The 18,843-nt window shown below is 72.9% G+C and carries 16 protein-coding genes and 2 pseudogenes; 5 read left to right on the top strand and 13 right to left on the bottom strand.

Going from position 1 to position 18,843, the window contains the following annotated elements:
• The coding region (locus NPS70_RS23720; RefSeq protein ID WP_256526408.1) for a Rieske (2Fe-2S) protein at positions 1–425 on the bottom strand (425 nt) is incomplete at its 3' end.
• Between the two features lie 128 nt (positions 426–553).
• Positions 554–3,466, bottom strand: a complete 2,913-nt coding sequence (uvrA, locus tag NPS70_RS23715) for an excinuclease ABC subunit UvrA (protein ID WP_256526407.1) — start codon at positions 3,464–3,466, stop codon at positions 554–556.
• A gap of 194 nt (positions 3,467–3,660) precedes the next feature.
• Between uvrA and NPS70_RS23710 the strand changes: the two genes are divergently transcribed.
• Positions 3,661–4,344, top strand: coding sequence for a maleylpyruvate isomerase family mycothiol-dependent enzyme (locus NPS70_RS23710; protein WP_256526405.1), 684 nt, complete (start codon positions 3,661–3,663; stop codon positions 4,342–4,344).
• A gap of 10 nt (positions 4,345–4,354) precedes the next feature.
• A complete protein-coding gene (locus NPS70_RS23705; protein ID WP_256526404.1) occupies positions 4,355–5,008 on the top strand; it encodes an MBL fold metallo-hydrolase in 654 nt (217 codons plus the stop codon).
• Between the two features lie 96 nt (positions 5,009–5,104).
• Here NPS70_RS23705 and NPS70_RS23700 read toward each other — a convergent pair.
• Positions 5,105–5,740: pseudogene (locus tag NPS70_RS23700) on the bottom strand (GntR family transcriptional regulator); the annotation flags it as partial.
• Between the two features lie 295 nt (positions 5,741–6,035).
• Between NPS70_RS23700 and NPS70_RS23695 the strand changes: the two are divergent.
• Positions 6,036–6,254, top strand: coding sequence for a hypothetical protein (locus NPS70_RS23695; protein WP_256526403.1), 219 nt, complete (start codon positions 6,036–6,038; stop codon positions 6,252–6,254).
• A gap of 202 nt (positions 6,255–6,456) precedes the next feature.
• On the opposite strand, the gene NPS70_RS23690 is transcribed toward NPS70_RS23695, so the two are convergent.
• The 4 genes from NPS70_RS23690 to NPS70_RS28950 all read right to left on the bottom strand — a co-directional run bounded on the left by NPS70_RS23690 (position 6,457) and on the right by NPS70_RS28950 (position 9,127).
• Positions 6,457–7,224 (bottom strand): serine protease, encoded by a 768-nt coding sequence (locus NPS70_RS23690; protein ID WP_256526402.1) that lies wholly within the window; start codon positions 7,222–7,224, stop codon positions 6,457–6,459.
• Positions 7,225–7,482: 258 nt separating this feature from the next.
• Entirely contained in the window at positions 7,483–8,061 is a 579-nt protein-coding gene (locus NPS70_RS23685) for a hypothetical protein (protein ID WP_256526401.1), read from the bottom strand.
• Positions 8,062–8,112: 51 nt separating this feature from the next.
• A complete protein-coding gene (locus NPS70_RS23680; RefSeq protein WP_256526400.1) occupies positions 8,113–8,823 on the bottom strand; it encodes a hypothetical protein in 711 nt (236 codons plus the stop codon).
• Complete coding sequence (locus tag NPS70_RS28950; RefSeq protein WP_374212050.1) at positions 8,750–9,127, bottom strand: recombinase family protein; 378 nt, start codon at positions 9,125–9,127, stop codon at positions 8,750–8,752. The genes NPS70_RS23680 and NPS70_RS28950 overlap by 74 nt, the downstream gene beginning before the upstream one ends.
• Before the next feature lie 18 nt (positions 9,128–9,145).
• Here NPS70_RS28950 and NPS70_RS23675 point away from each other — a divergent pair.
• Positions 9,146–9,324, top strand: a pseudogene (locus NPS70_RS23675) (MBL fold metallo-hydrolase); the annotation flags it as partial.
• A gap of 49 nt (positions 9,325–9,373) precedes the next feature.
• Here NPS70_RS23675 and NPS70_RS23670 read toward each other — a convergent pair.
• From NPS70_RS23670 to NPS70_RS23645, 6 genes are all read right to left on the bottom strand, one after another.
• The gene (locus NPS70_RS23670) at positions 9,374–10,063 is read right to left on the bottom strand and encodes an alpha/beta hydrolase (RefSeq protein WP_374212049.1); all 690 of its coding nucleotides are present in this window, start codon (positions 10,061–10,063) and stop codon (positions 9,374–9,376) included.
• Between the two features lie 265 nt (positions 10,064–10,328).
• Positions 10,329–11,348, bottom strand: coding sequence for a TerC/Alx family metal homeostasis membrane protein (locus tag NPS70_RS23665; RefSeq protein WP_256526399.1), 1,020 nt, complete (start codon positions 11,346–11,348; stop codon positions 10,329–10,331).
• A 281-nt stretch (positions 11,349–11,629) separates the two neighbouring features.
• On the bottom strand, positions 11,630–13,597 hold the full coding sequence (locus tag NPS70_RS23660; protein WP_256526398.1) for a TerD family protein: 1,968 nt from the start codon (positions 13,595–13,597) through the stop codon (positions 11,630–11,632).
• Positions 13,598–13,871: 274 nt separating this feature from the next.
• Positions 13,872–14,450, bottom strand: coding sequence for a TerD family protein (locus tag NPS70_RS23655; RefSeq protein WP_256526397.1), 579 nt, complete (start codon positions 14,448–14,450; stop codon positions 13,872–13,874).
• 132 nt (positions 14,451–14,582) lie between these two features.
• Positions 14,583–16,700, bottom strand: a complete 2,118-nt coding sequence (gene uvrB / locus NPS70_RS23650) for an excinuclease ABC subunit UvrB (RefSeq protein ID WP_256526396.1) — start codon at positions 16,698–16,700, stop codon at positions 14,583–14,585.
• Positions 16,701–16,844: 144 nt separating this feature from the next.
• Positions 16,845–17,711 (bottom strand): MHYT domain-containing protein, encoded by an 867-nt coding sequence (locus NPS70_RS23645; RefSeq protein ID WP_256526395.1) that lies wholly within the window; start codon positions 17,709–17,711, stop codon positions 16,845–16,847.
• A 517-nt stretch (positions 17,712–18,228) separates the two neighbouring features.
• Here NPS70_RS23645 and NPS70_RS23640 point away from each other — a divergent pair.
• The gene (locus NPS70_RS23640; protein ID WP_256526394.1) at positions 18,229–18,759 is read left to right on the top strand and encodes a methylated-DNA--[protein]-cysteine S-methyltransferase; all 531 of its coding nucleotides are present in this window, start codon (positions 18,229–18,231) and stop codon (positions 18,757–18,759) included.
• Positions 18,760–18,843 lie beyond the last annotated feature (84 nt).

The raw sequence follows: 18,843 nt of genomic DNA, 5'->3' as shown, positions 1-18,843 counted from the left end.
GCCTCGGGCCCGGCGACGAGGCGGCCGTCCTCGGCGCGCACGGGCACCTCGGGCAGGGGCACCGTCGCCGGGCCGACGAGGGCCTTGCCGGTCGTCACGTCGAAACGGCTGCCGTGGCAGGGGCAGTTGCCCTCGGTGCCCTCCAGCTTGTCCAGGACGCAGCCGGCGTGGGTGCACTGGGCGCTGAAGGCCCGGTACTCGCCCTCGGACGGGCGGTGTACCACGACCCGCTGCTCCCGGAAGAGCAGGGCGCCCCCGACCGGCACGGCGTCGGCGGCGCCGAGATCCACGGGGGCCGTCGGGGTCGGGACCTGTGCGTGGCCCAGCTTGGACTCGGTGGAGCAGGCGGCGGCGCCCAGCCCGGCGGCTCCGGCCAGGGCCGCCCCCTTCAGGACGGTGCGGCGGGCGGGCGTCTGGCCGGGCATGGGTACTCCACGGGTCGGTACGTCGACGCACGCCGTCGGCCGCGTCGCGAGGCTGTGGCCTCCGACGATACCGGCGGGGGACCGGCGGCCGGAGAAGGGGTTCCGCCGCCCCCTCTCCGGCCGCCCGCTCACTTCTTCCGGCGGGCCGCCGTCCGCCTGGTCCGGGCCCCGGCCACGGGGGCCGCGTCGCTGATCCGGTCGGCGTCCAGGATGTCGCGCAGGAACTTGCCGGTGTGGCTGGCGGGCACCCCGGCGACCTGCTCGGGGGTGCCCTCGGCGACGACCGTGCCCCCTCCGCTGCCGCCCTCGGGGCCCATGTCGACGACCCAGTCGGCCGTCTTGATCACATCGAGGTTGTGCTCGATCACGATGACTGTGTTGCCCTTGTCGACCAGACCGGAGAGCACCGTGATCAGCTTGCTGATGTCCTCGAAGTGGAGGCCGGTGGTCGGCTCGTCCAGCACGTAGACGGTGCGGCCGGTCGAGCGCTTCTGGAGCTCGGAGGCCAGCTTCACCCGCTGCGCCTCGCCGCCGGAGAGGGTGGGCGCCGACTGGCCGAGCCGCACGTACCCGAGCCCCACCTCGTTGAGGGTGCGCAGGTGGCGGGAGATGGTCGGGACGGCCTCGAAGAACCCCAGGGCCTCCTCGATGGGCATGTCCAGGACCTCGGCGATGGACTTGCCCTTGTAGTGGACCTCCAGGGTCTCCCGGTTGTAGCGCGCTCCGTGGCAGACCTCGCAGGGGACGTACACGTCCGGGAGGAAGTTCATCTCGATCTTGATCGTGCCGTCGCCCGAGCAGTTCTCGCAGCGCCCGCCCTTGACGTTGAAGGAGAAGCGCCCCGGCAGGTAGCCGCGGACCTTCGCCTCCATGGTCTCGGCGAAGAGCTTGCGGACGTGGTCGAAGACCCCGGTGTACGTGGCCGGGTTGGACCGGGGCGTGCGGCCGATCGGCGACTGGTCGACGTGGACCACCTTGTCGACCAGGTCGTCGCCGTCCACCCGGGTGTGGCGGCCGGGCACGGACTTCGCACCGTTCAGCTCGCGGGCGAGGTGGGTGTAGAGGATGTCGTTGACCAGCGTCGACTTCCCCGAGCCGGAGACGCCGGTGACGGCGGTGAGCACCCCGAGCGGGAACGGGACGTCGATGTCCCGGAGGTTGTTCTCCCGGGCACCGTGGACCGTCAGGCGCCGCTGCGGGTCCACGGGCCGCCTCTGCTCCGGCGTCGGGATGGAGCGCTTGCCGGCCAGGTACTGCCCGGTCAGGGACTCCTTGGTGCGCAGCAGCTCCTTCAGCGGCCCGGAGTGGACCACCTTGCCGCCGTGCTCGCCCGCCCCGGGGCCGATGTCGACCACCCAGTCGGCCACCTTGATGGTGTCCTCGTCGTGCTCCACGACGATCAGGGTGTTGCCCATGTCGCGCAGACGTACCAGGGTCTCGATCAGCCGGTGGTTGTCGCGCTGGTGGAGGCCGATGGACGGCTCGTCGAGCACGTAGAGCACCCCGACGAGGCCGGAGCCGATCTGGGTGGCGAGCCGGATGCGCTGGGCCTCGCCGCCGGAGAGGGTTCCCGCGGCGCGGTTGAGGGAGAGGTAGTCCAGGCCGACGTCGACGAGGAAGCGGAGCCGTTCGTTGACCTCCTTCAGGACGCGTTCGGCGATCTTCTTGTCGCGGGCGTTCAGCTTCAGGCGGCCCAGGAACTCGGCGCACTCGCTGATGGACATCGCGGAGACCTCGGCGATGGACCGCTCCATCACGGTCACCGCGAGGACGATCGGCTTGAGGCGGGTGCCCTCGCAGGTGGGGCACGGCACCTCGCGCATGTAGCCCTCGAAGCGCTCCCTGCTGGCGTCGCTCTCGGCCTCCGAGTGGCGCCGCTTCACGAACTGCACGGCCCCCTCGAAGGCGGGTGTGGTGTAGGCGCGCTCGCGGCCGTAGCGGTTGCGGTAGCGGACCTCGACCTGCGTCTTGTGCCCGTGGAGCAGGGCCTTCCTGGCACGGGCGGGCAGACCGGCCCAGGGCATGTCGGTCGAGAAGCCCAGAGCCTGGGACAGGCCGCCGATCAGCCGGCCGAAGTACTCCTTGGTGTGGCCGTGCGACCAGGGGTGGATGGCACCCTCGTCGAGGGACTTCTCCGGGTCGGGGACGATCAGCTCGGGGTCGACCTCCATCCGGGTGCCGATGCCCGTGCAGTCGGGGCAGGCGCCGAACGGCGAGTTGAAGGAGAAGGAGCGGGGCTCCAGCTCCTCGAAGGAGAGGTCGTCGTAGGGGCAGTACAGGTGCTCCGAGTACATCCGCTCGCGCTCGGGGTCGTCCTCCGGCAGGTCGACGAAGTCGAGGACGACCATCCCGCCGGAGAGGCCGAGGGCCGTCTCCACCGAGTCGGTGAGCCGGCGCTTGGCGCTGTCCTTGACGGTGAGGCGGTCGACGACGACCTCGATGGTGTGCTTCTCCTGCTTCTTCAGCGCCGGCGGGTCGGCGAGCTGCACCGTGGCGCCGTCGACCCGGGCCCGGCTGTACCCCTTGGTCTGGAGGTCGGAGAAGAGGTCGACGAACTCGCCCTTGCGCTCGCGTACCAGGGGCGACAGCACCTGGAAGCGGCTGCCCTCGGGCAGCGCGAGGACCTTGTCGACGATCGCCTGCGGCGACTGGCGCGAGATGGGGCGGCGGCACTCGGGGCAGTGCGGCTTCCCGATGCGCGCGAAGAGCAGCCGGAGGTAGTCGTAGACCTCGGTGATCGTGCCCACCGTGGACCGCGGGTTGCGGGAGGTGGACTTCTGGTCGATGGAGACGGCCGGGGACAGTCCCTCGATGAAGTCCACGTCCGGCTTGTCCATCTGGCCGAGGAACTGCCGGGCGTAGGAGGACAGGGACTCGACGTAGCGCCGCTGCCCCTCGGCGAAGATCGTGTCGAAGGCGAGGGACGACTTGCCCGACCCCGAGAGCCCGGTGAAGACGATGAGGGAGTCGCGCGGGAGGTCGAGCGAGACATTCTTCAGATTGTGCTCGCGCGCGCCACGGACGATGAGACGGTCGGCCACGCCGGTCCGCACCTTTCTCGAGAGAAGCGGAGGCAGGGCCCCCGTCCCGGAGTGCTCAGGGACCGTGGGGCCGCCAGATCGATGGATGCCTGGCTTTCAAGGATGCCTCCACCGAGCGTATAGCACGCACATTCGATTTATGGGCCTCTGCCGCCTGCTTCACCCGATCGTGTGGCGGAGCTATCGTCAGGCGCATGATCAACCATGTGCATGACCTGGCCTCCGTGCGCGAGGCGACGGACCGGCTCCTGGACTCGCTCTCCCGTATCGACAACGCCGCGGCGGCCGGAGCGTCACGGCTTCCGGGATGGACCCGCGGCCATGTGCTGGCCCATCTCTCCCGCAACGCCGACGCCCTGGTGAACGTCCTGCGCGGCGAACCGATGTACGCCAGCGCCGAGGCCCGCGACGCCGACATCGCGCGCGACGCCGTCCGGCCGCTCGACGCCCACCTCGACGACCTGCGCGACAGCGCCGCCCGCTTCGACGCGCAGGCCGCGCTCCCCGCCGACTGGGAGCGCACCGTGGAACTGCGCAACGGCGTCACGGACCGCGCGGCCCGGGTGCCCTTCCGCCGCCTCGTGGAGGTCGAGCTCCACCACGTCGACCTCGGCCTCGGGTACGAGCTGGAGCACCTGTCCCCCGCCTTCGCGGAGCGGGAGACCGAGTTCCTCGCCCAGCGCTTCGAGGGCAGGTCCGACGTGCCCCCGACCCTGGTCGTCACGGACGCCGGGCAGTGGCGCACCGGCGGCGCCGAGGGCCCGGCGACCACCGTCTCCGGAGCCCCCGCCGACGTGCTGGGCTGGCTGTCCGGACGGCGCGACGGAGCGGCGCTGAAGGCGGAGGGAGGCCCCCTGCCGAAGCTGCCCCCGCTATAGGCTGAGAGTCATGACATACAGCGGAGCGGTGCGGGTCGGCGGCCCGGCGGACGTACACGAGCTCACGGACCTGATGATCTCCAAGGTCGCCGTGGGACCGATGGACAACAACTGCTACCTGCTGCGCTGCCGCGCCACCGGCGAGCAACTGCTGATCGACGCGGCCGCGGAGGCCGGCACGCTGCTCCGCCTGATCGGCGACGACTCGATCGCCACCGTCGTGACCACCCACCGCCACGCCGACCACTGGGGCGCGCTGGCGGAGGTGGTCGCGGCGACCGGAGCCCGCACCTGCGCCGGCCGCGAGGACGTCGAGGGCATCCCGGTGCCGACGGACACGGCCGTGGACGACGGGGACACCCTCCGGGTGGGCCGGGTCGAACTCACCGCCCGCCACCTCGTCGGCCACACCCCCGGGTCGATCGCCCTGGTCTACGACGACCCGCACGGGCACCCGCACCTCTTCACCGGCGACTGCCTGTTCCCGGGCGGTCCTGGTAGGACAACACATCCCGATGACTTCAACTCCCTGATGAGCGACCTGGAAGAGAAGCTGTTCGGGGTCCTCCCGGACGAGACGTGGATTTACCCGGGTCATGGGAACGACACCACGCTCGGCGCGGAGCGTCCGCATCTGCCGGAGTGGCGCGCACGAGGCTGGTAGCCGACCAGCGGAGACGGTCGCCCACAGCCAGGTCTGGGGGCGGAGGGATGTCGTCCAGCGGACGATGGTCGATCCGCCGGTGACCTTGACGGCCACCTCGACCACGCGGCCGTCCGTGAGGGTAACGGTCCGCACGACCTGCGTCACGACCACGTCTCCAACGGTGAGGCCGACAGCTGACTTCTCCGCTTCCGTGGCGAGGCGGGAGGTCACCTCCTCCAGGACCTCGTCCTGCTCGGCCCCCAGCCGCTCGGCGGCCGGCTCCCGTGAACCTCCCGTGGAGACCGGTTCGGTCAGCTCGGGTGTCGCGGCGATCACGTACGCGGGGTAGTAGGAGCTGCTGAGGTGCAGGGGTGCACCGCCTCGGCTGACGACCCGCCGACGAACGTGCACCGGGGTTCCCGGGAGCACGTCCAGCCGAGGCGCCACCAGGTCGCCGGCCCCGATCGTGCCGATCTCCAGAATGCGCGAGGACTCACCGTCGCTGAGAGCGCGGCCGGTGGCCTCGTACGTCTGCACACGCGTGGCGATGTTGTTGCTCGCCGGACCCGCGACGAGGGTCCCCACCCCGGCCTTGACCAGGTTCAGCCCCTCCATCTCAAGCTTCCTGTAGGCGCGGTCGGCCGTCGTCTGCGCTACGCCGAACCGTTCGCAGACCTGCCGGAGCGACGGCATGGTGTCGCCGGGGCTCAGCTCTTCGTTCTGGATCTGGCGCCGGTAGTGCGCTGCGATGTCCGCGTATCCACCGTGGCCGCCATCGCCGCCTCAGTGCCCGACTCCACCCGCCGGGCGTACGGCGCGGACCGCGAGGCGTTCACCGCCTGGTGCGCCGAGGAGGACCGTACGCCGCTCCCGACCCGGCCACCTGCCCGGTGCGCGTACCTGGACGCGCTGACGGCCGCCGGGCGAACCGAGGGCCCGGTGTTCCTGCGCGTGGACCGGTGGGACCGACTCGCCCCACCGCTGACCCGGCACGGGCGGCCGGTAGGAGACCCCGCCGGGCGGCTCACCGCCGAGGCCGCGGCCGATGTCGTGGAGCGCCTGGCCGTCGCCGCCGGTCTCGCGGGCGCCTGGTCAGGTCACTCCCCTGCGCCGAGGGTTCGCCACCGCCGCCCGCGCGGCCGGACACGACCCGCTGGAGATCGGCCGTCAGGGCGGATGGGCCGACGGCTCCCACGTCCTGGCCAGCTACTTGGCCGACGTGGACCGCGTGAAGAACAGTCCGCTTGTCGGGATCGGCCTGTGACCGGCAGCCCGGTGTGTCCTCGAGGCGGCCCCGCACCCGGTAGCTTGCTCGTGGGCCCGGGTCGCTGCCGCCGCTGGGGCCAGTCACAAGGCGCCCGGCATGGGAGTACGGGACCAGGGGGAAGCCGCTGTTGTCCTCAGGACGGCAGGAAGCCCTGCTCACCGCCGGTCGCGGCCGGACGAGCAGGGCCTCGGTGGGGCTGCTACGTGGTGTAGGTGGCACCTGGTGTGTTCTTCAGGATCCAGTCGAGGTACCGGCTCACGCGGGTGTGGATGTCGGGGACCTCTGTGGCGCAGCCGGAGCCGTGGCTGATGATGCCGACCAGGGTGCGACCGCGGCCGTCGAGGTAGGTCAGTGGGCCGCCGCCGTCGAACTGGCAGGTGCCTTTCCCGGGAGTGTGGGTGCACATCTGGTTCGGGGTGAGGTGCCGCACACCGCGCGCGGTGCACTCGGCGTTGGTCATCGTGTCGAGGTTGACCGTTTGCAGGGTGGTGGGCGCCGGGCCGTTGAAGGAGAGCGTGCCCCACCCGAAGGCCATCAACCTCGTGTCGTCGAAGGTGCCGTCCTCGTACAGCCAGGGCAGCTTTGCCGGCTGTACGCCGTAGTTCATCTCGACATCCTTGGTAAGTCGCAGGATGGCGATGTTGTGGTCGCTCGTGTAGGGCGCGTAGTGCTCGTGCACCTTGATCGCGGCGACCGGGTGGATGTCCGCGGTGTTGGTGTCGCGGCCGGTCGCGTAGTCATGGTCACCCACCAAGGCGATGATGTCCTGCGTACGCCCGTACTGGCCTTGCACGCAGTGCGCGGCGGTCAGCACGTACCGTGCGGCGATCAGCGTGGCCCCGCAGTACATCTGGCCGCTCGGAATGTGGTACAGGCCCACCATGTGCGGGTGCTCTTGGCTCCCGGCCTCCCGGCCTCCCACGATGGCGCCGGCCGGAGCCGCCTGCAGGCCCCCCGCCAGGCACATTCCGGCAAGCGTTACGGCTAGTCTCCTCCGCCAGCGCATGGCAGACCTCCACTCGTGGTACGCCCCCGCTCCGTCCGCTCTGCGGACCAGGCGGACTGGCGTCGCTTCCTGGGCAGGGCAGCGAAGCCGGCGGCCTGCGTTCTGATCCACGCCGCACGGACCGCGCACGGCGAGGGCGACCGGATGCCGCGCCCTGCCGGGTACTGCAGCCGGTCCCGCCTGTTTGGCTGGGCCCGACTCCGCTGCTCCTTCAGCCCTTCACAACGACAATCGATCACCAGCGTCACGGCTCTCTGCTCCGTCCGCTGTCGAGGTGTCGTCCACCGGCGGAAGCCGATGACCGAGACGGGCGGTCGCTGAACGGGCCCTGCGGGGCCCGTCGCGGACCACCGCCCACGCCAGGTCCCGCAAGGCGTCCGCGGCGTCCTCCTCAGGGGCCACACGGCCCACCAGGGCGGCCACCCCGGCGAGCGGGTTGCAGAGCAGCACCAGGGCGTCGTCCTCGACCGGATCCGGCGCAGCGCACAGGTTCACCGTTGCCCGGGGACGACTCCCCAGCGCGGCCCGCACCTCCCCGTCCGGGACCGCCAGGAACCCGTTCGCCTGGAACACGACCCGCCGCATAAGGTCCACGTCCGGCAGCCCGGAGTCCGGGCGCGGACCGCGCGGGCCCTGGTGCAGCGGGAAGTCGTACCGGTACTGGAGAATTGCGGCGGCGTCGGCCAGCTCGGTCGCGCGTGCCCCGGTGCCGGCGAACTCCTCGGCGAGGGTGCGCACCTCCTCCAGCAGCTCGGCACTGCCCATGTCCCGGTACCGGTCACGGTGGTCGGTCGTCACTGCTGCGCACCCGTTTCCTGTTGCTGGGAGAGAGCGGCCAGGGACACCGCGTCATGCGGCCGTCACGTGCCCGCACGGCCACGGGTCCCAGCGGTGCCCTGGAGGGGCCGGGCGGGGGTCCACCTTGTACCCGGCGGCCGTGGCGCGCTCCACGGCCGCGGCCCGGTGACCGGCGCACGCGTAGATCACCTCGTGGTGGGTGCCGAGCCTCCCCGGCCCCGGGGTGCTGGCCTCCACGATCAACGAGGCGCCCGCGTCGCACTCCCACCCGGTGTGCCCGTCCGCCGACGCCGCGCCCGGGTTGCTGCGCAGCTCCTCGGCGTAGCGGCGGGTGGACTCCTTCACGGGCTCCGTTACGTCGGCCTCCTTCACGGCGGCCGGGGCCGGCGCCCCATCGTCGTCCCGCTCGCACAGGGCGAGCACGGCCGCGTGTGCGTCGGCGTCCAGCCCGAACGGCCGGATGCCCTCGGCCTCGTTGTGCAGCCACAGGTTCCGCTGTCCCTGCGCCCATGTGCGCAGCAGCGCCCGGGCGTCGTCCGGCTCGGCGTCCAGGGCGCGAGCCACCTCGGGCCACGACGCGCCCAGTTCCAGGGCCTCGCGCACCCGCGCGCCGCGCCCGTACTCGACGTCCCGGCGGATGGACTCCCGCAGGGCGAGCACGGCCAGGGCGTCGCCGGCCGTCCCGTGCTCAACCTCGTGTGGGAAGTCGGCGGGCAGCAGGTTGTTCATCAGCCGGTCCGCATGGACGGTGTGCTTCTCCACCTGCCACGACAGCGGCGTGGCGGCCGGGAACTGGTCCGGCTCCTGGACCTCCAGCGCGTTCCGGTTCCCGGGCGGCCTCGATGGCGTCGGACATCAGTCGATCGTCCTCGGGGTGGTCCTCACCCGAGTGGGCGGAGACGTCGTTCTCGACGTACTCGCCGCCGGTCTCCCAGGTGTTCTCCTGCGAGAACGTCCGTAGGTCGCTCATCTGCCGGTTTATGCCCCGTCGGCGGTCGCGCGGGTCCTCTGAGATGCGCGCGTACAGGAAGGCGACGGTGCGGAGTGCCAGGGTCGGAGTCTTCACGATCTAGATCCCTATGGGTTCCCGGGGGGCGTGGGCAACACCCACCAGGGCCCCGAGGCGTTCACCAGCCTGCTCGACGGAGTGGAGGAGAAGCTGTTCGGGCGGACGAGACCTGGGTCTACCCCGGCCACGGCAAGGACACCACCCTCGGCGCCGAGCGCCCCTCGCTCGCGGAGTGGCGCGCACGAGGCTGGTAGCGGCGGGGCCGGTGGGCCGCTCCCCGGGCGCGGCGGGCCGCGCCCGCCCTCAGCCGCCCGCGGCCACCGTCCGGGCGTCCGCCGGTTCCCCGCCCCCGCCCTCCAGTCCGGCCGCCACGGCAGGGGGCAGCGGGGCCAGCCCCAGCAGGCCCGTCACCAGTCGTGCGGTCAGCCCGTGCCAGGTCCCTGCGTCGCGCAGCATCGCGTGGTCCCCGCCCGGCATCCGCAGCGCGCAGACCCGGGCGCCCGCCTCCCGCGCACGGCCCGCCAGCGCCCAGGAGTCGGCCGCGGCGGTCACCCGGTCCCGGTCCCCGTGGAGGAGCACCAGGTCACGCCCCCGAAGGTGGGCGACCGGCTCGCCGGCAGGGCACCAGGGCGCGAGGGCGACCACTCCGCGCACCCGGGCGTGGCCCGCGGCGTGCAGAGCGGCCCTGCCCCCCATGGAGTGCCCGACGAGCATCACGGGGACCGGGGCCCCGAGCACCTCGTCCAGTTCGTCGAGCGCCCTCAGGGCGTCGCGTCCGGCGTCCGCCCGCTCCCCGTTCCAGCCGCGGCACCGGTAGCGGACCCGGCCCAGGACGACGCCGCGACCGGCCGTGGCTGCGGCGACGGCACGGCCGAAGGGGCGCATCCGCAGTCCGGGCAGGTTCACCGCGGAAGGGGGCCCGGGCCCGTCGGCGCGGCCCCCGTGCAGGACCAGGACGGCGGCGCCGGGCCGGGTCTCGGTCCGGTCGAGCACCAGGGCGGGCGGTGGCGCGGGGCGTTGCTGTCGTAGCGCGATGGCGGGTCACGTCCTCGGGTGTCGGGGCCGCTCCTCCTGCCGGGGCGGTCGGGTCCACCACCGTATGCCGGGCGGGCGCCGCCCCGCCCCTCTCCCCCGGCCGGGACCGGACGGGGCGGGGGACGCGGACGGCCCCGCCGGTCCGGCTGCGGGGGGGGGCATCCGGTCCGGCGGGGCCGTCCTCGGGGCGGCCTGGCGGAGCCGCCGTCGGGGTGGTGCGCGGTCAGGCGTCCACGCTGTCCTTCGCGGGGCCGTCCCCGGTGGCCGGGTCGGACTGCGCGGCCGCGGCCGCCTCCCTCTCCGTCTGGCGCTTGGAGGCGATCAGGCTGGTGATCGTGGTGATCACCAGGACACCGCAGATGACCGTGAGCGAGAACGGGATGGAGATCTCCGGCACGTGCACACCGCTCTCGTGCAGCGCGTGGAGCACCAGCTTGACGCCGATGAAGCCCAGGATCACCGACAGGCCGTAGCTGAGGTGCACCAGCTTCTTGAGCAGGCCGCCGATCAGGAAGTACAGCTGCCGCAGGCCCATCAGGGCGAAGGCGTTGGCGGCGAAGACGATGTACGGGTCCTGGGTGAGGCCGAAGATCGCGGGGATCGAGTCCAGGGCGAAGAGGACGTCCGTGGTGCCGATGGCCAGCATCACGACCATCAGGGGGGTGAGGATCCGCTTGCCGTTGACCCGGATGAAGAGCTTGGTGCCGTGGTAGCGGTCGGCGACCCCGAACTTCTTCTCGATCGACTTCAGCAGCCGGTTCTCCTCGAACTCCTCCTCGTCCTCGTCCGAACGGGCCTCCTGGATGAGCTTCCAGGCGGTGTAGATGAGGAAGGCGCCGAAGATGTAGAAGACCCAGGAGAAGCTGGCGATGATCGCGGCACCGGCCGCGATGAAGATCGCGCGGAGCACCAGGGCGATCAGCACGCCGACCAGCAGCACCCGCTGCTGGAGGTGGGAGGGCACCGAGAACTTCGCCATGATCAGGACGAAGACGAAGAGGTTGTCCACGCTCAGCGACTTCTCGGTGATGAAGCCCGCGAAGAACTCCCCGGACGCCTGGGTCTCGCCCGCGAGGAGCAGTCCGATGCCGAAGAGCACCGCGAGCACGATCCAGACCACGGTCCAGATCCCGGCTTCCTTGATCGACACGTCGTGGGGCTTGCGCCCGATGAAGAAGTCGACGGCGATGAGGGCGCTGAGACCGAGAATGGTCAGCACCCAGACAGTCATTGATACGTCCACTGCGCCTCCGGCGTCGTACGGCTATGGATCAGCGTCGTCGCTGCCGGAGGTCTCCTCCACCCGGCGGCATGCGGCCGGGCCGGTGCCCCGGGGCCGTTCGGACGGCCCGTACTGACGGGTGCACCGCGAGACGGGAGTACTCCCCTCCGCCCATGAGACAGTACAGGGAAGACCAAGGAAAGGTAAAGAAGAAGGTAAAGGTGCTGGTCAGCGACTTGCCCGTCGTTTCACGGAGAGACGGAGGGCACGCGGGGCGACCGGGCCCGGACCCCGGGGCGGCCTCAGCGGCCCCAGGAGCGCCGGGCGGCGGTGACCTGCTCCAGCACCTGGTGCAGCACCGTGCTGCCGGCGGGCACCGCGGCCGGCTCGAAGGTCCAGCAGTGGCGCACCCAGGGGTCGGCGAGGTGGTCGTCCGGCACGGGGGTGATCCGCAGCAGGGACCGCCACAGCGGGTCGAGGACCGGGCCGTAGGCATGTGCGTCCTCGCGGTCGGCGACCATCAGCAGGTGCACCCCCACGGAGGGCCCCTCGTCCGCCAGATAGCGCAGCTGGGTGACCGCGCGGTCGTCGAAGCCGTGCGGGAAGTCGTTGACGATCAGCAGCTGCTCCGAGGTGTCCACACCGGGCGGGAGGGCGTCGGCGGCACCACCGCGGACCGCCATGGACACCAGGTCCACCCGCTCGGTCAGCCGGGCGAGAACCGAGCGCACGCCCTCGGCGCCCCGCGCCGGGGGCGAGGCGAGCACCCCCGTCTCGGCCAGCGGGGCCAGGGGGCCCTCCGCCGAACCGGCCGGGTCGATGACGTGGACGGAGAACTCACCCGGCGGGTACACGGCGATCAGCCGGGCGGCGAGGGCCACGGCGGTCTCGGCCGCCAGCCGGCGCAGCGTGCCCTCGTCCAGGGCCGTGCCCGCGTCCGAGCCGGACCTGCCCGCGTCCACCCACAGCCCCCGCTCCAGGGGCAGGCGGACGAGGAGGGGCAGGCGCAGGCCCGGGTCCTCCGGCAGGTGGATGTCGCCGATGCGCAGGGCCATCGGGATCTCCATGGGGACGCGGTAGGCGTGCCAGACGGGGTTGTCCCAGCGGGCGTAGGCCGCGGGGAGGGCGGGCTCGACAACCCCGCTCTCCGCGGTGAGCTGCGCCAGGTCCCGGTCGAGGGCCTGGCGGGCCCGGTCGGTCAGCTCCTCGCACTTCGACCGGGCGGCGGCCCGTGCCGCCTCGCCACCGCTGCCGATTCGGGCGCGCGGGTCGGTCAGCGCCCGGTCGAGTTCCTTGTCCATCCGCGACTCGGCGAACTCCACGGCGCTGCGGTAGGCGGCCACGGCGCGTGCCAGGTCCTCGAACATGCCCCAGACCTGGTTGTAGAGGCGCTCCTCCATGGACCAGCCCGACGCGTCTCCGGCCACCGGAGCGGGCGGGGCGCCGGGGGAGGCGGGTTCCGGGGCGGCCGGAGGAGGCGGCGGGGCCGCGGTGCGGCGCCCGGGGTGGGCGTAGTCGATCGCTCCGCGGGTGCGGGGGCCCGGCTCCGGGACGGGCGCGGGGGCGGCGGACGCGTCCGTCCCGGAGCCGGGTGACGGCGCGGGCTCGCCGAGCGGGGTGCCCCCCGGGCGGGTGGCACCCGCGGCGGGTGCCCGGCCGGCGCCGGAGGCCGACGCGCCCGCCGCGTCGCCGTGGGTGCCGAGCCGGGCGGGCTCGGTGCGCGCTCCGGCCGGGGCCGCCGCGGTCGCGACGGCCCCGGCGAACTCCCGGGCGGTGGCGAGCCCCTGGTCGGCGAAGAACTCGGCGAGCCCGCCCGCGTAGCCCTGGCCCACCGCCCGGACCTTCCAGACACCGCCGCGGCGGTACACCTCGACGGCGACCACGGCCGTCTCGGCGCCGAGCCCGGACACCGTGAAGCTGGCGAGTTCCTCCCCGCCGGCCGCGGCCACCGAGACGAAGGGGGCCGCCGTGGCGCCGAAGCGCTCGGGGGCGGCCAGGCCGGGCAGTGCGAGCACAACGCTCAGCTGCTCCACGCCCTCGGGGACGGCGTCCAGGTCGAGGGTGCAGCGCGGGGCGCTGCCGGACTCCGCGGGCACGGCCACACCGGGCAGCACGGGCGAGGCGGGGTGGGCCACCAGGTCCTCGCGCGTGGCCCCTCCCCCGTCCGCGCAGGAGACGCAGGCCAGGACCGGATGGCCGGTCGACACCCTGATCTCCAGGCGGGTGTGGGACAGCGGGTGGTTCTGCCCGCGGACCAGCTCGGCCGTCATCGCTCTGTTCCCCTCGTTGTGCCCTCTGCGGTGCCGGTGGCCGGCTGGTCGGTGGTCGATGCGTCCTGCGGGCGGGACGGCGCGGCCCGGGCGCTGCGCCGACCGGGCACCGCGGTCCGGTGGGCGTACTCGTGCGGGCGTCCTGCCGCACGGCGGTGGGCCGGCGGCGGTCGGACGCCGGCCCACCGGGGCGGCCGCGGCCCCGAGGCGGGCGGCGCGGCTCCCGGCGGTCGTGGACCGGGAGCCGCCGCGGGCCGCGCCCGGGCCGGCGCCGCTAGAGGTGCGGCAGGATCGACGGCATCAGGTCCTGGAAGGTGCGGCCGTTGGCCGGGTTGCCGAGAGCCGTCATCTGCCAGCCGCTGCCCGCGCGGTGGACCTTGGCCATGATCTGCGCCGTGTACTGCCCGCCGCCGTCCAGGGTGTAGCGGGCGAGCTCCTGCCCGTTCGTCTCGTCGACCAGGCGGCAGAACGCGTTCTGCACCTCCTGGAAGGTCTGGCCGGTGAAGGAGTTCACCGTGAAGACGATCTGGTCGATGTGCACCGGGACCCGCTGGAGGTCCACCAGGATCGCCTCGTCGTCGCCGCCCGAGCCGGCGCCGCCGACCAGGTTGTCGCCGGTGTGCTTGACCGAGCCGTCGTCGCTGACGAGGTGGCGGAAGAAGACCACGTCCACCGGCTGCTTGTCGGCGAAGAGCACCGCCGAGGCGTCCAGGTCGATCTCGCGGGTCCGCGAGCCGAACAGACCGCGCCGGGGGGCGGCCTGCCACCCGAGCCCCATCCGCACAGCCGTGAGGGTTCCCCCGTCGCTCTTCTGCAGGCTGATGGCCTGCCCCTTGGTCATATTGACCGTCACGCGCTGTCCCCTTCTCCGGAATTGCCACCGCATCCACCGGCGGTTGACGTGCACCCTACGCAGTGCGGGCGGACGGACAGTACCGTCCGCCCGAATTTGTGTCGGTCTTGCAACACTGCCCCCGCGCCGGGCTCAGGCGAGCCCCGCCTCCTTCATCTGGCGCAGCTCCTTCTTCAGTTCGCCGACCTCGTCGCGCAACCTGGCCGCCACCTCGAACTGCAGCTCCGCTGCCGCCGCCCTCATCCGCTCGGTCATCTCCTCGATGACGGAGGCGAGTTCGGCCGCAGGGCGGTCGGTGGGCTCCGCGGGCCCCTTGCCCGTGCCCTTGCGGAGGGCGGGGACCGGCGCCGCGGCCGCCTTGCCGGACTTGTCGGCCGTGCGCCGGTAGCCGGTGCCGAGGAGCTCCTCCGTGTCCACTTCCTCCCGGGCGATGGTGGCGACGATGTCGTTGATCTTCTTGCGGAGCGGCTGCGGGTCGATGCCCTTCTCGGTGTTGTAGGCGATCTGCTTCTCGCGGCGCCGGTTGGTCTCCTCGATCGCCTTCTCCATGGCCGGGGTGATCTTGTCCGCGTACATGTGGACCTGGCCGGAGACGTTGCGCGCGGCGCGGCCGATGGTCTGGATGAGCGAGGTGCCCGAGCGCAGGAAGCCCTCCTTGTCCGCGTCGAGGATGGCCACCAGCGACACCTCCGGGAGGTCCAGGCCCTCGCGCAGCAGGTTGATGCCGACCAGGACGTCGTACTCGCCTGCGCGCAGCTCGCGCAGCAGCTCGACCCGGCGCAGGGTGTCGACGTCGCTGTGCAGGTAGCGGACCTGGATACCGAGTTCGAGGAAGTAGTCGGTGAGGTCCTCGGCCATCTTCTTGGTGAGCGTGGTGACCAGGACCCGCTCGTCCTTCTCGGTGCGCACCCGGATCTCGTGCACCAGGTCGTCGATCTGGCCCTCGGTCGGCTTGACCACCACCTCCGGGTCGACGAGACCGGTGGGCCGGATGATCTGCTCCACGAAGCCGTCGGAGCGGGACAGCTCGTAGGCGCCCGGGGTCGCCGAGAGGTAGACCGCCTGCCCCACCCGCTCCTGGAACTCCTCCCACTTCAGCGGCCGGTTGTCGAGTGCGGACGGCAGCCGGAAGCCGTGGTCGACCAGCGTGCGCTTGCGCGAGGCGTCGCCCTCGTACATGGCGCCGATCTGCGGCACGGTCACATGGGACTCGTCGATGACCAGCAGGAAGTCCTCGGGGAAGTAGTCGAGGAGGGTGTTGGGGGGCGATCCGGGCTCACGGCCGTCGAAGTGCATGGAGTAGTTCTCGATGCCCGAGCAGGAGCCGATCTGGCGCATCATCTCGATGTCGTAGGTGGTGCGCATCCGCAGCCGCTGGGCCTCCAGGAGCCTGCCCTGCTTCTCCAGCTCGGCGAGGCGCTGCTCCAGCTCCCGCTCGATGTCGTTGACGGCGCGCTCCATGCGCTCGGGGCCGGCGACGTAGTGGCTCGCGGGGAAGACGTAGAGCGAGCGGTCGTCGCTGATGATCTCGCCGGTGAGCGGGTGGAGGGTGGAGAGGGCCTCGATCTCGTCGCCGAACATCTCGATGCGCACGGCGAGTTCCTCGTAGACCGGGAAGATCTCGATGGTGTCGCCGCGGACCCGGAAGGTGCCGCGCTGGAAGGCCAGGTCGTTGCGGGTGTACTGGATGTCCACGAAGCGGCGCAGCAGGGTGTCCCGGTCGATCTCCTCGCCCACGGAGAGCCTGACCATGCGGTCCACGTACTCCTGCGGGGTGCCCAGGCCGTAGATGCAGGAGACGGAGGCGACGACGACCACGTCGCGCCGGGTCAGCAGCGAGTTCGTCGCGGAGTGGCGCAGCCGCTCCACCTCCTCGTTGATCGAGGAGTCCTTCTCGATGTACGTGTCCGACTGGGGTACGTACGCCTCGGGCTGGTAGTAGTCGTAGTACGAGACGAAGTACTCCACCGCGTTGTTCGGGAGCAGCTCGCGGAACTCGTTCGCCAGCTGGGCCGCGAGGGTCTTGTTGGGGGCCATCACCAGCGTGGGGCGCTGGAGCCGCTCGATCATCCAGGCGGTGGTGGCCGACTTGCCCGTGCCGGTCGCGCCGAGGAGGACGACGTCCTGCTCCCCGGCGCGGATGCGCCGCTCCAGGTCGGCGATGGCCGTGGGCTGGTCGCCGCTGGGCTGGTACGGGCTGACGACCTCGAAGGGCGCCACCGAGCGTTCGATCTTGGAAACGGGCCGCATGGTGTCCACCGTACGACCCGGCACCGACATCGGGGCCGCCGCGCGGGTTCCGGTGGTCGCGACGGGGCACCGGCCGGCGCCCCCGGTCCCCCGGGCCGCCGCTGTCGCGCCGGCGGCCGCGGCCGCCGGCGGTGCCCGCGGGCGTCAGCTCCCGCCGGGCCCTCGGGGCAGGTCCTGGCGCGCGGATTCGAGGGCCCAGGCGGTCTGCCTCCGGGCGGGGCGCCCGGTGCGCTGCGCGGGGATGCCCGGGAGCGGGCTCTCCTGCGGACCCCGCGCCTCGCCCGCGACCAGCCGGGGGTCGAAGAGGACCACCACGGCGGCGAGCAGCAGGAAGACCACGGGACCCGCGAGTAGCGGGGCGAGACGCGCGGCCGGTGAGTCGGCGGCGTCCGGCGGCACGGTGACGGAATCCAGCCTTACGGTGACGGCGGCCATGCCGACGTAGTGCATCCCGCTCACCGCGACGCCCATGCCGAGGCTCGCGGCGATGCCGGTCAGCAGGCCGTGCGTCGAGACGGCGGCCCATACGGCGGCGGTCGCGGCGACCACGGCGATCAGCACGGACGCGGCGACGAGCGGGGTGTCGTACTCGACGGCGCCCTGGAGGCGCAGACCGGCCATCCCCAGGTAGTGCGTGGAGGCCATGCCGAGCCCGGTCAGCGTCCCCCCGGTGACCAGTGCCATCGGGGCGGCGCCCCGGTAGCCGACGATGAAGACGCCGATGCCCGTCATCACGACGGCGACGGCGAGGGAGGCGAAGGCCGTGGTGGCGTCGTGGGACACGGGCGTCTCGGCGACGGAGAAGCCCGTCATCGCGACGAAGTGCATGGTCCACACGCCCGTGCCGACGGCGGCGCTGCCCAGTGCGAGCCACACGACCCGGGAGCGCCCGCTGTCGCGTATCGACCGCCGGGCGCAGCGCAGGCCGAGGGCGCCGCCGAGGCAGGCCAAGAGGTAGGCGGCCACCGGGGTGGCCATTCCGTAGCTGAATCCGTCCACCGTGCCCTGCATCCGCACGCCTTCCGCCGCCCCGAGTGCTTCCCCACTACCCGCTGGTACCGCAGGCCCCTTCGATCCCGGCGTCCCGCCCGCGACCCCCGCGGTCGCTGACGGGACGTCCGTTTCCGGGCGACACTACGGCCCATGGCGGCGGATGCCTACGGCACCGCGTCGATCGGCCCCGTCGGCCGGGGCGGGCGGCCGCGGCCGGCGGGACGCCGAACGGGGCCGGGCGGCGCGGTGCCCTCGCCGCGTCCGCCGAGGTGCCCGCACCGCGTTCCCGGCGCCGGGACACCGCGCGTGCGGCGGACCCGGGCGGCATGGTTCGGCCCCGCCGTCCGAGTCCGGCCGTCCCGTTCCGGCGGGGCCGGGGGCTCCTCCGGTGCGCCCGGCGTCCCGGAGGGAGCCCCCGCCCCCGCAGGCGCGCCCCGGACGCGACCGCTGCCGCCTCGTGCCCCGGCCCGGGCGGCGCACCCCCCGTACTGACCGCGGCCGGGGCGCTGTCGGTGGCGGGTCCTACCGTGGAGGAATGAACACCGTCGAGTGGGACGTCGTCGCGACCCCGGTCGGGCCCCTGCTGCTGGCCGCGAGCGCCGAGGGCCTGGTGCACGTGGCCTTCCACGCCGACCGGGCGGTGCGGGAGCGGGCACTGGCCCTCCTCGGGAGCCGGCTGGCCGCGGAGCCCGTGGCGTCCGCGGCCCACCGGCTCACGGAGCCGATACGCCAGGTGTCCGCGTACTTCGCGGGCGAGCTGCGGGATTTCGGCCTGCGGCTGGACTGGTCCCTGGTGTCCGGCTTCAACCACCGGGTGCTGCGTGCCCTGCCGGCCGCGGCGCCGTTCGGCTCGGTCGTCGGATACGGGGAGCTGGCCGCCCGCGTGGGGCAGCCGGGTGCGGCGCAGGCGGTGGGGGCGGCGATGGGTGCGAACCCGCTCCCCGTGGTGGTGCCCTGCCACCGGGTCGTCGAGACGGACGGCGCTCTGGGCGGCTTCGGCGGCGGGCGGGAGACCAAGCGGAGGCTGCTGGCCCTGGAGGGGGTCCTGCCCGAGCCGCTGTTCTGAGGCCCCCCGGGCGGCGCGGCCGGACCACGCGGCGAGGCGCGGAGCACACCCCGCGGGGTCGGAAGGGTCCCGCAGGGCACACGG

Origin of the sequence: Streptomyces sp. C10-9-1, assembly GCF_024497955.1 — a bacterium.
GTDB classification, from domain to species: Bacteria; Actinomycetota; Actinomycetes; order Streptomycetales; family Streptomycetaceae; genus Streptomyces; species Streptomyces sanyensis.
This window is presented reverse-complemented; position numbering and strand designations above follow the sequence as displayed.